General features: G+C 37.8%; 18 protein-coding genes. 16 read left to right on the top strand and 2 right to left on the bottom strand.

Annotation, left to right across the window (positions count from 1 at the left end):
* The first annotated feature begins 15 nt into the window (after window positions 1-15).
* The 7 genes from ACX9YW_RS02805 (at window position 16) to ACX9YW_RS02835 (ending at window position 7283) form a co-directional block, all read left to right on the top strand.
* Complete coding sequence (locus tag ACX9YW_RS02805) at window positions 16-939, top strand: PLP-dependent cysteine synthase family protein (protein WP_460341441.1); 924 nt, start codon at window positions 16-18, stop codon at window positions 937-939.
* Window positions 940-941: 2 nt separating this feature from the next.
* A complete protein-coding gene (locus ACX9YW_RS02810) occupies window positions 942-2078 on the top strand; it encodes a bifunctional cystathionine gamma-lyase/homocysteine desulfhydrase (protein ID WP_460341443.1) in 1137 nt (378 codons plus the stop codon).
* A 131-nt stretch (window positions 2079-2209) separates the two neighbouring features.
* Window positions 2210-2458, top strand: a complete 249-nt coding sequence (locus ACX9YW_RS02815) for a YrhC family protein (protein WP_460341446.1) — start codon at window positions 2210-2212, stop codon at window positions 2456-2458.
* A 351-nt stretch (window positions 2459-2809) separates the two neighbouring features.
* The gene (locus ACX9YW_RS02820; protein WP_460341449.1) at window positions 2810-2950 is read left to right on the top strand and encodes a YrzI family small protein; all 141 of its coding nucleotides are present in this window, start codon (window positions 2810-2812) and stop codon (window positions 2948-2950) included.
* 36 nt (window positions 2951-2986) lie between these two features.
* Window positions 2987-3127, top strand: coding sequence for a YrzI family small protein (locus tag ACX9YW_RS02825; RefSeq protein WP_460341452.1), 141 nt, complete (start codon window positions 2987-2989; stop codon window positions 3125-3127).
* Window positions 3128-3618: 491 nt separating this feature from the next.
* Window positions 3619-4335 (top strand): RNA polymerase sporulation sigma factor SigK, encoded by a 717-nt coding sequence (gene sigK / locus ACX9YW_RS02830; protein ID WP_460341455.1) that lies wholly within the window; start codon window positions 3619-3621, stop codon window positions 4333-4335.
* Window positions 4336-5489: 1154 nt separating this feature from the next.
* Window positions 5490-7283, top strand: coding sequence for a M3 family oligoendopeptidase (locus tag ACX9YW_RS02835; protein ID WP_460341457.1), 1794 nt, complete (start codon window positions 5490-5492; stop codon window positions 7281-7283).
* Window positions 7284-7328: 45 nt separating this feature from the next.
* Here ACX9YW_RS02835 and pssA read toward each other — a convergent pair whose 3' ends face one another.
* The gene (gene pssA / locus ACX9YW_RS02840) at window positions 7329-7868 is read right to left on the bottom strand and encodes a CDP-diacylglycerol--serine O-phosphatidyltransferase (RefSeq protein WP_460341459.1); all 540 of its coding nucleotides are present in this window, start codon (window positions 7866-7868) and stop codon (window positions 7329-7331) included.
* A gap of 98 nt (window positions 7869-7966) precedes the next feature.
* Here pssA and ACX9YW_RS02845 point away from each other — a divergent pair, with 98 nt between their 5' ends.
* Window positions 7967-8773, top strand: a complete 807-nt coding sequence (locus ACX9YW_RS02845; RefSeq protein WP_460341461.1) for a phosphatidylserine decarboxylase — start codon at window positions 7967-7969, stop codon at window positions 8771-8773.
* A gap of 15 nt (window positions 8774-8788) precedes the next feature.
* On the opposite strand, the gene ACX9YW_RS02850 is transcribed toward ACX9YW_RS02845, so the two are convergent.
* Complete coding sequence (locus ACX9YW_RS02850; protein WP_460341463.1) at window positions 8789-8929, bottom strand: sporulation histidine kinase inhibitor Sda; 141 nt, start codon at window positions 8927-8929, stop codon at window positions 8789-8791.
* A 361-nt stretch (window positions 8930-9290) separates the two neighbouring features.
* Here ACX9YW_RS02850 and ACX9YW_RS02855 point away from each other — a divergent pair, with 361 nt between their 5' ends.
* From ACX9YW_RS02855 to ACX9YW_RS02890, 8 genes are read left to right on the top strand one after another with little or no spacing between them, the layout of a single operon-like run.
* On the top strand, window positions 9291-9806 hold the full coding sequence (locus tag ACX9YW_RS02855; protein WP_460341466.1) for a YqeG family HAD IIIA-type phosphatase: 516 nt from the start codon (window positions 9291-9293) through the stop codon (window positions 9804-9806).
* Window positions 9807-9808: 2 nt separating this feature from the next.
* On the top strand, window positions 9809-10915 hold the full coding sequence (gene yqeH / locus ACX9YW_RS02860; RefSeq protein ID WP_460341468.1) for a ribosome biogenesis GTPase YqeH: 1107 nt from the start codon (window positions 9809-9811) through the stop codon (window positions 10913-10915).
* A 14-nt stretch (window positions 10916-10929) separates the two neighbouring features.
* Window positions 10930-11769, top strand: coding sequence for a shikimate dehydrogenase (gene aroE / locus ACX9YW_RS02865; RefSeq protein WP_460341471.1), 840 nt, complete (start codon window positions 10930-10932; stop codon window positions 11767-11769).
* Window positions 11763-12053 (top strand): ribosome assembly RNA-binding protein YhbY, encoded by a 291-nt coding sequence (gene yhbY / locus ACX9YW_RS02870; RefSeq protein WP_460341474.1) that lies wholly within the window; start codon window positions 11763-11765, stop codon window positions 12051-12053. Before aroE ends, yhbY begins: the two co-directional genes overlap by 7 nt.
* 25 nt (window positions 12054-12078) lie before the next feature.
* Entirely contained in the window at window positions 12079-12648 is a 570-nt protein-coding gene (locus tag ACX9YW_RS02875) for a nicotinate-nucleotide adenylyltransferase (protein WP_460341477.1), read from the top strand.
* The gene (gene yqeK / locus ACX9YW_RS02880) at window positions 12638-13210 is read left to right on the top strand and encodes a bis(5'-nucleosyl)-tetraphosphatase (symmetrical) YqeK (RefSeq protein ID WP_460341480.1); all 573 of its coding nucleotides are present in this window, start codon (window positions 12638-12640) and stop codon (window positions 13208-13210) included. The genes ACX9YW_RS02875 and yqeK overlap by 11 nt, the downstream gene beginning before the upstream one ends.
* Window positions 13207-13563, top strand: a complete 357-nt coding sequence (rsfS, locus tag ACX9YW_RS02885) for a ribosome silencing factor (protein ID WP_460341484.1) — start codon at window positions 13207-13209, stop codon at window positions 13561-13563. The genes yqeK and rsfS overlap by 4 nt, the downstream gene beginning before the upstream one ends.
* The gene (locus ACX9YW_RS02890) at window positions 13560-14309 is read left to right on the top strand and encodes a class I SAM-dependent DNA methyltransferase (RefSeq protein ID WP_460341486.1); all 750 of its coding nucleotides are present in this window, start codon (window positions 13560-13562) and stop codon (window positions 14307-14309) included. The genes rsfS and ACX9YW_RS02890 overlap by 4 nt, the downstream gene beginning before the upstream one ends.
* Window positions 14310-14359: the final 50 nt, after the last annotated feature.

Genomic DNA, 14359 nt, shown 5'->3' on the forward strand with positions numbered 1-14359 from the left:
GGAATGACATCACACGTGAAGGTTTTTCAGAATGTTCATCAATTAATTGGTCATACTCCTGTAGTGGCTATCAACCAATTCCCTCTCCCAAAAGGAGTTCGCCTATATGCAAAGCTGGAATTTATGAATCCAGGTGGAAGTGTCAAAGATCGCCTTGGCTTGGAACTATTAAAAGAGGCGGTAGAAAGTGGCAAGCTTCAAACAGGGGGAACCCTAATTGAACCAACAGCAGGAAACACCGGCATTGGTCTTGCGTTGGCTGCCTTAAACTCAGGCTATCAAGTCATCCTATGTGTTCCTGAGAAATTTAGTATCGAGAAACAAGAGCTAATGAAGGCTCTAGGGGCAAAAATAATCCATACTCCAACATCGGAGGGGATGACAGGAGCAATTACCAAAACGAAAGAGCTTTTAAAGGAGATTCCAAACTCGTATAGTCCACAGCAATTTGGAAACCCAGCAAATCCTGAAACGTATTACAAAACATTAGGCCCAGAATTATGGGAACAGCTTGATGGCCAAATTGATATCTTTGTTGCCGGTGCTGGTACTGGCGGCACTTTTATGGGAACAGCCAAATTTTTAAAAGAAAAAAACCCTAAGGTTAAAACCGTCATTGTTGAACCAGAAGGATCGATATTGAACGGTGGCGAGTCCGGTCCGCATAAAACAGAAGGAATCGGTATGGAGTTCTTACCAGATTATATGGATCGAAGTTATTTTAATGCGATTCATACCGTTTCCGACGTGGATGCCTTCCAACTTGTGAAAGAAGTGGCATTAAAAGAAGGATTGCTAGTAGGTAGTTCTTCTGGTGCGGCATTATTTGCGGCATTGCAAGAGGCGAAAGAAGCACCATCAGGTACTAATATCGTGGTTATATTTCCAGATGGTAGTGAAAGATACTTAAGTAAAAAGATTTATGAAGGTGGGATTTAAACATGCGGCAAAAAACAAAGCTTATTCACGGTGGAATTAGCAGTGATCCTCATACGGGAGCGGTATCGGTTCCAATTTACCAAGTAAGTACTTATAAACAAGAGGGTGTGGGTGGTCACAAAGGATTTGAATACTCTCGTACTGGTAACCCTACTCGCCATGCACTTGAAGAGCTCATTAAGGACCTTGAAGGCGGGAAAAGAGGTTTCGCTTTCGGATCTGGAATGGCGGCCATCACGGCTGTGATGATGCTTTTTAATAGCGGTGACCATGTCATTTTAACCGATGATGTGTATGGTGGAACATTCCGGGTCATGACAAAGGTGTTAAATCGTTTTGGTATCGATTCGACTTTTGTAGATACTAGCAACTTAGAAAATATCACAGCTAATATCAAACCTAACACAAAAGCAATCTACCTTGAGACACCGACTAACCCTCTATTAAAAATTACGGACATCGAAGCAGCAGCAAAATTAGCGAAGCAGCATAATCTTTTAACGATTGTGGATAATACATTCTCTACTCCATATTGGCAAACACCGATTGCACAGGGCGCAGATATCGTCCTTCACAGTGCGACAAAATATATTGGCGGACATAGTGATGTCGTAGCTGGCTTAGTGGTAGTGAATGATGAAAAGTTAGGAGAAGACATGCACTTTGTTCAAAACTCCACAGGTGGGGTTCTGGGGCCACAGGATTCATGGTTATTAATCCGTGGAATTAAAACACTAGGCGTACGCATGGAAGAAACGGAAGCAAATACAAAAGCGATTGTTCGATTCCTTCAAGAGCATCCTACTGTGAAAAAGATTTATTATCCTGGCTTGGAGGAACATCCAAATCATGATATAGCCCAAAAACAGGCAAAAGGCTTTGGGGGAATGCTATCCTTCGATGTCGGCAGCGCCGAAGCAGCCGATAAGCTATTAGCAAAGTTAAAATACTTCACTTTGGCTGAAAGCCTAGGAGCAGTGGAAAGTCTGATATCTGTACCAGCGAGAATGACCCATGCCTCTATTCCGACAGAACGTCGGGCAGAACTTGGCATTACTGAGGGATTGGTACGGATTTCTGTTGGAATTGAGGACGTTGAAGATTTAATCGAAGACCTACAACAAGCATTGGGAGAATGATGCTTTACTAGACCATCTAAATTAGATGGTCTTTTTTATAAATAAAAACTGCTAACATTTACAAAGTCCATTCCCTTATCACCTGTGGTAAAGTAGATTCGTAATGTAATAATTTCATAGGGTGATGAAGAATGAAAAATATATACGAAAAAATGGCCGATTACTACCGATTTGCCAGCATACTGTTAGCAATGGGAGTGTTCTTTTATTTTGGCATGATTATTCCAGCAGAGGAATTGACAACGACAAGCCAATTACTTAGTGCCGGGGGCTCAATAATCTCCCTAGTGTTCTCAATCCTGTTTTTCTATTTGTCAAAAAAATATCGAAAGGTATTAGAGGAATCAGAAGAAGGACAAGAATATTTGATGAAAAAATAGCGCTATCCATCTGCGTTATTTTTTTTTTGTTTAAAAAAGGCAAAAAAAGGGTTTACAACTTATAGGTTTGTGGTTATAATTACCAAGGTAAGCAAAAATTTCTTATTGAGGAGGTTGAATGATGAAAAACTTATCTTTATTACTTAATGAACTTCATATGAACGACACACATTCGACCTATGGGAATGTTATTGCTTAACGTCTATTAATGAACGATTATGCTAACTTATGCCGCAGGGAGAGTTGTGCCCAGCGGTATTTTTGTGCCTAATTTTACCGCAGGGGTATCTTCCTGCGGTTTTTTGTGTGCAAAAAATCTTTATAAAGCTTTTAAAGGAGGTGAGACTTGTTATGATATTAAATATTTTGTTTTTCACCATTAAGATTAATAAACGTCAATGGACCGTTTCAGAAGTTCAACAATATGAAATGCTGAAACAGTTTGAAGAAGAAAACAGAAACCGTCAAGCCACGGTCATTCGGATGTATTAGTAATTAGTTAAAAAAATTTCAAAGGTGGTGAGAAGAATGACCCTAAATATTTTGTTTTTTACGATTACAATCGGTAAACGTGTGTTGAGTAATGAGGAATTTTTACAATACGAAATGATGAAAAAGATTGAAGAAGACAATCGGAATCGTCTAGCCTATTTTCCACGAATGTTTTAATTTGGAATGATACAGCATTTAATAATTGAAGAAAGGTGGTAATAAAAATGATCTTAGTGAAATCAATTTCCAAAAAATGCTTATGGGTGATGAAAGATACTACCTAGTTGTTTATTTTCCAGATATTTTATTCTTGATATAGGATAAACTCTAAGAAATATGTTATGATAATCTAAAAATGGCTGTTTTAAAAATTTACGAAATGAGCCTTTAAAAAGGGGTGGCATAACATGTTTATGATGGTTCTTGGACTAATTATCACCGGTGTAATCGGTTGTGTAATTGCAGCAGAAGTGAGTGTTGATTAGTATTATGTTTTTAAAAGCATTGGCCATGATGGTCGATGCTTTTTTTATTTCTTTTTTACGAACCACAAAACCAATAGTGGTGAGATTTTCCATGCAAAAATATTGTTAAGGACAGACACAATCCTACCTTGGCTTACATAGGAATTAGTTATAGGCAAAAGTCCTTTTAGTGGAGGTGTTAAAATGTCCGGCATCTTAACAGCACTAGGCTTTTTAGTGAAAGAAATAATTTTCCTAGTCTCGTTTGTGAAAAATAATGCTTTTCCTCAGCCATTGTCAGCAGCGGATGAGCGCGAGGCATTAAAAAAGATGGCAAACGGTGACCCAGATGCAAGAAATAAGTTAATTGAACATAATTTACGGCTTGTTGCGCATATTGTCAAAAAGTTTGAAAACACAGGAGAAGATTCTGAGGATTTAATTTCGATTGGGACAATAGGGTTAATCAAAGCGATTGAGTCCTATTCGGAAGGTAAGGGTACAAAGCTTGCTACCTATGCGGCCCGCTGTATAGAAAATGAAATACTTATGCACTTAAGAGCCTTGAAAAAAACCAAAAAGGATGTTTCCCTACATGACCCTATCGGTCAAGATAAGGAAGGAAATGAAATTTCTTTAATTGATGTATTAAAATCAGAATCCGAAGATGTAATTGATACAATTCAACTTAATATGGAGTTGGAAAAAATAAAGGAATATATCGACGTTCTTGATGAAAGAGAAAAAGAAGTCATTGTCGGTCGATTTGGCCTAGATCTGCAAAAAGAAAAAACACAGCGAGAAATTGCGAAAGAGCTAGGCATATCAAGGAGTTATGTATCTAGAATTGAAAAAAGAGCACTGATGAAAATGTTCCATGAATTTTACCGAGCTGAAAAAGAGAAACGAAAAAAACGGTAACCATTAGGGGGAAGCTTAGGCTTCTCTTTTTTTTGTTTAGCATAGCCCAAACCAAGGCGAAAGCCTTGTCATATCCTATATTAATAGGGGAGAAGGAGGGAAAATAGATGCCTTATGGTTACCCAAGTTTTTATGGATATCCAGCTCCATACCCATACTCATATCCACCCCCATACTGTGCGGGCGGCGGGGCCTGGTTTGCATTCTGGATTATCATTATCATTTTAGTAGCCATCTTTTTTGGTTGGTGGTATTTCAGTCAATGTTTTAGTTGTTGTGAATAAACATATCAAAGAAAAAAAACTTATACTTTTTTGAGTATAAGCTTCAGACTGTAGACAAACTCAGAGAGTTTCGAGTGTGCTACAGTCTTTTTCTATTAAAATAAATTTATACGCTTAAGAATCGTTGATTTCCGCGAAGGGCGAACGCTTTCCGCGGGGTGTGCCTTGAGCCTCCTCAGTCGCTATGCTCCCTGCGGGGTCTCAAGGCGCACACTAGTCCCGCAGGAGTCGTCACCCTTCGCTCCAATCAACTAGTTTCCTGATAAAAACTATGTGGTGACCTACCCCATGATGATAAAATACTAATCCATTAAACGTGATCAATTAGAAATGTTGACTAACGAAAAATTAGTTCCAGAAGGCTCATTCAACGTCATATCTCTGAATTCTATTGAGGAAGAGGCAGAACATCTACTCCACAACTAACGAGATAATACAGCTATGAATTTAAAGAAATTAGCGAATTGGACATGGAAAGTCGCTTAAAGTGGACTCATTAGCAGGTTTTTGAGTCATTATTAGCAGTACACTAAGTTGATTGGAGCGGAAGGCGCTTGACTCCTGGGGGATTAGCGGTTCAGGCGAGACCCCGCAGGAGCGATAGCGACGAGGAGGCTCGGCGAACGCCCCCCGGAAAGCAAGCGCCTGGAGCGGAAATCAACGATTTCACCTGAAATTTCAATTAAAAATGACAAAAAGACATCGAGAGTGTGTATTCTCAATGCCTTTTGTCAACAGTCTGAGCTTATACTTTTTGAGTATAAGCTTTTTTATAGAGAAAAATTTATTTCGTATTTCGTAATATAGAAATGGAAATTTTCCGAAAATATTATTATAATAATATTGTTATCTACATAAAGGAGGATAAGAATGACAACGACTACATATTCTGCTGTTTGGGATTTAGATGTATTTTTTGAAGGTGGAAGTAGTTCCCCCGAGTTCCAAGCACATATTGAAGAAACAAGAAGAAAATTAAGTGTATTTGAAGAAAAGGTAAAGGCATGGGACAGCACTTTTCTTGAAGAAAATAAAAACACCTTACATGAATTATTAGAAGAGTTCCAATTAATAACGAAGGCTTTACGCCAAGAAGGTGCGTTTGTTAGCTGCCTGCAGGCACAAAATATGGCTGACAGAAAAGCGGCAGAACTTCAATCTAGTGTGACTGGATTAAGTGCAGCTTTTCAATCTAGTTTAACGATATTTGATGAAAAATTAGTTTCCTTCTCTCGTGAAGATTGGACCTCTATCTTAGAGGATGAGCGAATTGCTGAGCTAAGGTTTGTTCTTTCTGAGCGTCGTGAACGGGCGACACAAAAATTATCGAAGGAAGAGGAAACGCTTATCAATGCATTAGGAGTCGATGGCTACCATGCATGGGGACAAATGTATGATTTAATCGTTGGAACCGTCCAAATTCCATTTAAAGAAAATGACGAAGTTAAGTACCTATCAGTAGGGCAGGCTGCCAATAAGTTTTCAAGCTCTGATCGTCAAATAAGACAAACCGTTTTTGAAAATTGGGAAAAGGCTTGGGGCGAAAAAGCGGACATTTTAGCGAAAACCCTGAATCATTTGGCAGGCTTCCGCTTAAATGTGTATAAGAAACGAGGATGGGAGGATGTCCTCAAAGAACCGCTTGATATCAACAGAATGAGTAGGAAAACCCTTGATACGATGTGGGAAGTCATTTCTGACTACAAGCAACCGCTTGTTGAATATTTACAGAAGAAAGCTAGCCTTTTAGGTATCGAGAAAGTTAGCTGGTATGATCAGGATGCCCCAATTGGCAATAGTGAAACAAAGCTTTCTTACCAAGAAGGTGCTGAATTTATTCTTGAACATTTTGCTCAGTTTGGCGAAGAAAAAACAAAGTTTGCCAAAATGGCTTTTGAAGAACGTTGGATTGAGGCTGAGGATCGTCCTGGAAAGAGACCAGGTGGGTTCCATACCTATTTCCCAGAGACAGGTAAATCACGAATTTTCATGACGTACTCAGGAACACCATCTAATATTTCTACTCTAGCTCATGAATTAGGACATGGCTTCCATACCTATGCGATGAGAGATTTACATCCATTAAATCGTAATTATGCAATGAATGTAGCGGAAACCGCTTCAACGTTTGCGGAAATGATTTTAGCAGATGCATCTGTTAAAAACGCTTCTACCAAAGAAGAAAAGATTGCACTATTAGACGATAAGGTTCAGCGTTCAGTGGCATTATTAATGAATATCCATGCACGCTTCCTCTTTGAAACAAGATTTTACGAAGAAAGAAAATCTGGAATGGTCAGCGCTGAAAGATTAAATGAGCTAATGGTGCAGGCGCAAAAAGAGGCTTATGGAGATGGATTAGACCAATATCATCCATTGTTCTGGGCTTCTAAGTTGCACTTCTTTAACACAGGGGTTCCATTCTATAACTTCCCTTATACCTTTGGTTACTTATTCTCTTTAGGTATATATGCAAAGGCCTTAGAGGAAGGCAAAGGCTATGAAGAGAAGTACATTGCTTTATTAAAGGATACCGCTTGTATGACTGTAGAAGAACTTGCCAAGAAACATTTAAATGTTGATTTAACAGAGAGAGAGTTCTGGGAGCAAGCCGTTAAGCTTTGTGTGAAAGATGTCGAAGAGTTTTTAGAATTAACGAAATAAGATAGACAAAAAACACATCTCGATCCGTTGAGATGTGTTTTTTTATTAAACCTTTTTAACCTTAAAAGGACTAACCATTAATAACGAGAGAATAATGATAATAAAGAGGAAAAATGGTGGAGGTAGGAAGGGTATGGTCAAATAGCTTAAGGTCAATAAACAACCGGAAACGGTAATAGGGAGGCCAGAAAAGTAGCCATTATTTTCGGTAATATTAAATTTTGCTAGTCGAAATGCACCACAGCCGATATACAGCACTGTAAGAAAAGAACCCGGGCCACCAAATTCATGGAGAATTCCTTGATATATTAATAGTGCAGGGCCTATACCAAATGATATAATATCACACATGGAATCTAATTGTTTTCCTAATTCGGATTCAATTTGCAGTTTTCTAGCGACCATTCCATCAAATCGGTCCGCTAGTGCGGCAATAAAGATCAGTAATAAACATAAATTTAAATTTCCATGCATACAGAAAATAATGGCAAAACCACCCAATGAAAGATTGGTTAACGTTAAAATATTGGCTGTTTGGGTTTTTAATTTTTTTATTGTTTGATCGAATACATCTAAAAAGAACAAATAGGTCCACTCCTCACTCCTTATCATGAAAACGGATTGCATTTTTATTATGATATTTTCCACACGAGGAGATTATGAGTATTGCGGGGGTATAAAAATTGTTGAAACTCTTTTATCGGATGGCGATTGAGCTAACAAATGGAAAATGGTCATCGAACCTGTTAAAGAAATTTGCTCGCTCCCATTTGAGCAGACGCTTCGTTGCTTCTTTTGCAAAAACGTATCGTATTAATACCGATGAAATGGAACAAGCACTTCATGAATATCCGACCTTACATGATTTTTTTATTCGTAAACTAAAAGCAGAGGCCAGACCAATTCACGAAGAGCAAGTAGCAATCGTCAGTCCGGTGGATGCCGTTATCGAGGATATTGGTATCATTGATTCAAACTCCATTATGGAGGTTAAAGGAAAACCATATTCCATCACAGAAATGCTTGGTAGCGAAGAAAAAGCAAAGCCTTATTTAGAAGGTACATACATGATTTTTTATTTGAGCCCTAGCCACTATCATCGAATTCATTCGCCGGTAACGGGTACCGTAAAGGATCAATGGGTGTTAGGGTCAAAATCGTATCCTGTCAATAAGTCGGGGTTAAAATATGGCAGAAGGACATTAGCGAAAAACTACCGTAGTATTACCGAGATTGTCACTCAAGGTAAACAAATAGCAATGGTAAAGGTTGGAGCAATGTTTGTTAACTCTATTGAATTAACTCACCCAAACGAAAGCTTAACAAAGGGGAGTGAAATGGCTTATTTCACGTTTGGTTCGACCGTCATTCTTTTGTTACCGAAAAATCAATTTAAACTTGAAGAGATAATAAATACACCTTATCCCATTAAGGTAGGCGAGAAAATTGGTGAATTTAAACAAGATTCTCAAATAAAAAAGCCCTTGTGACAGGGCTTATATTTTTTAAGATGAAACTTTGATTAAATTTGATAAGGAACGACGATGGATTTCCAATTCAATTAAGGTAATAAATTCTTGACTAAGATTCAATTCTCTTGCTTTAAAATATGATTCAATTAACAGTTCATCTGATAGCTTACGCATATGGCTCCACCTCCATTTTTTAAAAAAACAGGTAATCTTTTATCTATATGTTCATATAATGATAGGTTATCTATTGCTGTAACTTAAATTTATCAAATTTATCCAATAAGAACAACCGTTCTCTTTATCCACAGGATACAGTGGATAACCTGTGATTAAATTGTTTATAATTGGAATAAAGGTAATGAAATTGATGTGTATTATGTGTATAAAGTTATCCACAATGTAGAAGACTCGGAAAATTTGTCGAAAAGTTTTTATTTTTTTTATTCATTTTTTGGCTCTACGTTAAAATTTTGTATCCTGTACAAAAATTAGTTAAAATAGATAGGTTAGTTAACTTAGATGAGGTGTAGAGAAGTTGCTGAAAAAATTTTTACCTGACCAGCATGTGAAAAGTATTTTTGAAATTAAACCTGAAGATTTAAAGGATAAAGGGATAAAAGGGATTATTACCGATTTAGACAATACACTTGTGGAATGGGACCGCCCACAAGCGACACCAAATTTAATTAGATGGTTTGAGGAAATGAAGCAAAGTAATATTAAAGTGACGATTGTTTCTAATAATAACGAAAACCGCGTAAAAGCCTTTTCTGATCCCTTAAATATTCCGTTTATCTTTGAAGCAAGAAAGCCCCTAACCAGAGGATTTTATCGTGCCTTAAAACAAATGGGAATCGAGAAACAGGAGGCAGTGGTTATCGGTGACCAGTTATTAACCGATGTATTAGGCGGCAATCGAGGAGGGTTTCATACCATCCTTGTTGTCCCGGTGGCGAAGACTGACGGAATATTTACGAAGTTTAATCGATTTGTTGAACGAAGAATTTTAAACTGGTTTCGTAGAAAAGGTATGATTCATTGGGAGGAATAGCATTGGAAAACGAGCAATATACATGTTTTGGCTGCGGTGTCAAAATTCAAACTGAAAATCGGGATGCGATTGGATATGCACCACAATCGGCAATAGAAAAAGAACAAATTATTTGCCAGCGCTGTTTCCGTTTAAAGCACTATAATGAAATTCAAGATGTTCATTTGACCGATGACGATTTCTTAAAAATATTAAACCAAATTGGCAAAACGAAAGGACTAATTGTTAAAATTGTTGATATTTTTGATTTTAATGGAAGTTGGCTTCCAGGTTTACACCGTTTCGTTGGTAACAATGATGTCATTCTAGTTGGAAACAAGGTTGATCTACTTCCTAAATCAATCAAGCCTAATAAAGTAATGAACTGGATGAAACAAGAAGCAAAACAACTTGGGCTAAAGCCTCTGGATGTATTTCTAGTTAGCGCAGCAAAAGGTCATTTTATTAAGGAAACCGCTGCTAGAATTGATGAACTTCGAAACGGTCAAGATGTGTATGTCGTTGGCTGTACAAACGTGGGGAAATCAACGTTTATTAATCGAATTATAAAGGAAGTAACAGGTACTGGGGATGTGATTACAACCTCTCATTTTCCGGGTACAACTTTGGATATCATAGAAATACCTTTGGATGATGAAAGGTCATTAATCGATACACCAGGAATTATTAATCATCACCAAATGGCTCATTACGTCGATAAACAGGATTTAAAAGTGATTACCCCGAAGAAAGAGATAAAACCGAAAGTGTATCAGTTAAATGAGGCTCAGACTCTCTTTTTTGGTGGGCTAGCGAGATTTGATTATATAGCGGGAGGGAGAAAATCGTTCGTTGTTTATCTTTCGAATGAATTAATGATTCATCGGACTAAGCTAGAAAATGCCGATGAACTCTATCAGAAGCATGTTGGGGAAATGCTTACTCCACCACGCCCTAATCAATTAGATAGCTTCCCGGAGCTTGTTCGCCATGAATTTATGATTAAGGAAGATAAGACGGATATTGTGTTTTCCGGACTAGGCTGGATTACGGTGAACGAAGCAGGGGTTAAAGTGGCTGCTTATGTTCCTAAAGGTGTTCAAGTTTTACTACGAAAGTCAATTATTTAAGGGTGGGGCTTTCAATGAAAAAATTATATGCGGTAATAGGGGATCCAATAGCTCATTCAATGTCACCTATGATGCACAATGATTTATTTGTGTTTCACAACATTGATGCACACTACCACCCTTTGCTCGTAAAAAAAGAACAGTTACAAGAGGCGATAGTAGGTCTTAAGGCAATCGGGATTTCCGGTTTTAATGTGACCATCCCACACAAAACGAATATCATTCCCTTCCTTGACGAAGTAGACCCATTAGCTGCCGAAATAGGTGCGGTTAATACCGTTGTTAATCAAAATGGAAATCTAGTTGGCTACAATACAGATGGTTTAGGTTTTAAAACTGGATTAAAAGATATCGCTCCTGATTTTGAAACGAAAAAAGTTTTGGTCATTGGTGCAGGTGGAGCGTCAAGGGCAATCTACTATACACTTGCCAAATCAGGTGTGGCACAAATAGATATTTGTAATCGCACCTTAAATAAAGTTGAGGGTTTAATAGAGGCATGTCCCTATCAAATATCCTCACAAGCTTTGACTCTCGAGCAAGCTGAACGAGATTTAGGGCAATATTCGATCATTATTCAAACGACACAGGTTGGAATGGCACCCGATTTCGAATCAATCCCTATACGATTAAATGAACTTCAAAAAGGGACTGTTGTTAGCGACATCATTTATAATCCTCTTGAAACAAGGTTTCTTAAAGAGGCAAAACAAAACGGAGCTATTATTCAAAACGGTATTGAAATGTTTGTCTATCAAGGGGCATTAGCCTTTCAATATTGGACAGGTGTTTTCCCAGATACCAACCGAATGCAACAAAAGGTGTTAAGTCAATTAGGAGGAATACTATGTTAAGTGGAAAACAAAAACGATTTTTACGTTCTAAGGCTCATCATTTAAACCCAATATTTCAGGTAGGGAAGGGCGGAGTGAACGAAAATATGGTGAAGCAAATAGCCGATGCTCTTGAGGCAAGGGAGCTTCTGAAGGTGAGCGTCCTGCAAAATTGTGACGAAGATAAGGATGAAGTTGCCGAACAACTTGCTAATGGCACTAAAGCTGAACTCGTTCAAATTATCGGTAATATCATTGTTCTTTATAAGGAATCGGTTGAAAACAAACAAATCCAATTGCCATAAAACAATGAACGGTAGGGGTGGGAGTTTGAAGAAAATCGCCATTATGGGAGGAACCTTTGATCCTCCACATATTGGTCATTTAATAATGGCCAATGAAGTTTTCTTTCGATTGAAGCTTGATGAAGTCTGGTTTATGCCTAATGGTCAACCCCCACATAAACAAAAAAAGAGTAATTCTACAAATGATGATCGACTTGAAATGCTTCGACTTGCGATTGATGATCATCCTTGTTTCAAAGTTGAACCAATCGAATTAACCCGCAGTGGTCCTTCATATACGATTGATACGATAAAGGTGTTAAAGGACCAATTTCCAAATGACCAGTTTTATTTTATTATCGGTGCTGATATGATTGAATATCTTCCAAAATGGCATAAAATCGATGAGCTAATTCAACTTATCCGCTTCGTTGGCGTGAAACGTCCTGGTTATCAGCATGAAACAATTTATCCGATTATTGATGTGGAGGCTCCGCAGGTTGATATTTCATCAAAAATGATTCGAAATCGGATTAAAAATCAAGAATCGATTCGCTATCTTTTGCCAGAGCGGGTAAGTGAATACATTAAGGAGCATCATTTATATGAATCGTAATCAGGCATTGGAAAGGGTAAAGAAGGAGTTAACTGAGCATCGCTTTACCCATACCGTTGGAGTAATGGAAACAGCTATCGAGTTAGCGAAGAACTACGGGGCAGATCCCAAAAAGGCTGAGTTGGCAGCAATTTTTCATGATTATGCTAAGTTTCGATCAAAGGTTGAAATGCGGCAAATCATTCTGGCAGAGAAAATGGACACAGAGTTATTGTTACATAATGAAGAATTATGGCATGCTCCTGTTGGGGCATACTTAGTAGAAAAAGAGGTTGGTATTTGCGATTCTGAGATTCTCGATGCGATACGTTTCCATACATCTGGTCGTCCGAAAATGACGTTATTAGAAAAAGTGATTTATGTGGCTGATTACATCGAGCCGGGGAGACATTTTCCCGGAGTGGAAGAGGCTAGGGAGTTAGCAATGGTAAATTTAGATGACACCTTGATCAAAGCTATACAAAATACAATCATTTTTTTACTGAAAAAAAACCAACCAATCTACCCGGATACATTCCTGACCTACAATGAGCTTTTAAAAGAAAGGAAGGATAAACGATGAATAAGGAATCTTTAATAAAAGTTGTATTTAATGCTGCAGACGATAAAATTGCTGAAGATATTATCATTTTAAATATGAAAGGTATCTCGGTAATCACGGATTATTTCTTAATTTGTCACGGTAATTCAGATAAACAAGTACAAGCGATTGCAAGAGAAATTAAAGAAAAAGTCGAGGAAAACGGTTATTCCATCAAGCGTATGGAAGGATTTGATGAGGCAAGATGGGTTCTTGTTGACCTTGGTGATATCGTTGCTCATATTTTCCATAAGGACGAGCGCAGCTACTATAATCTTGAGCGTTTATGGGGCGATGCGCCAATCTTGGATGTTAGAAGTGAATTGAATTCATGAGTTATCAGCGATTTGCTTACCTTTATGATACGCTCATGGAGGATGTCCCTTACGATAAATGGCTTGAAACGGTAGAAACTTTCGGTAAACAGTACCATGTGAGCGGGAAAAAGCTCTTGGATGTGGCATGTGGTACTGGGGAATTATCGTGTCGATTTGCTTTAAAGGGCTATCAAGTAACGGGAGTCGATTTATCGGAAGATATGTTAGCTGTTGCTCAGGCGAAAGCAGAGGAAAATGGACTTTATATTCCGTTTTTTCAACAGAATATGGCTCAATTAGAAGGTCTAGAACAGTTTGATTATATCACGATTTTTTGTGATTCCATTAACTATCTTTCCGAAGAAAGAGATGTTGTTGCCACGTTTAACGGTGTTAGGAACCATTTAAGTGAAAACGGGTTATTTTTATTCGATGTCCATTCTGAATATAAAATGGAATCCATTTTTAAGGATCAAACTTTCACTCATTTATCTCAAGAGATATGCTATATTTGGCATTGCTTTTCAGGTGAATATCCCCTTAGTGTAGAGCATGAACTTACATTTTTTGTAGGTGATTCCGAGGGTCGAACCTATGAACGAATGGAAGAGTACCATTTTCAACGGACTTTTCCAATTGATCAATACAAGACGTGGTTAGATGAAACTGGATTTGAAACACTTCAAATTTTGGCTGACTTGGAAAACCAATCGCCAACCCAAACATCTGAAAGAATTTTATTTATTGCCCGAAAAACAGACTGACAAATTTTCTTTGTCAGTCTGTTTTTTTTGAAGGATTTTTACTGTTTTTG

The organism is Pseudoneobacillus rhizolycopersici (assembly GCF_054786815.1).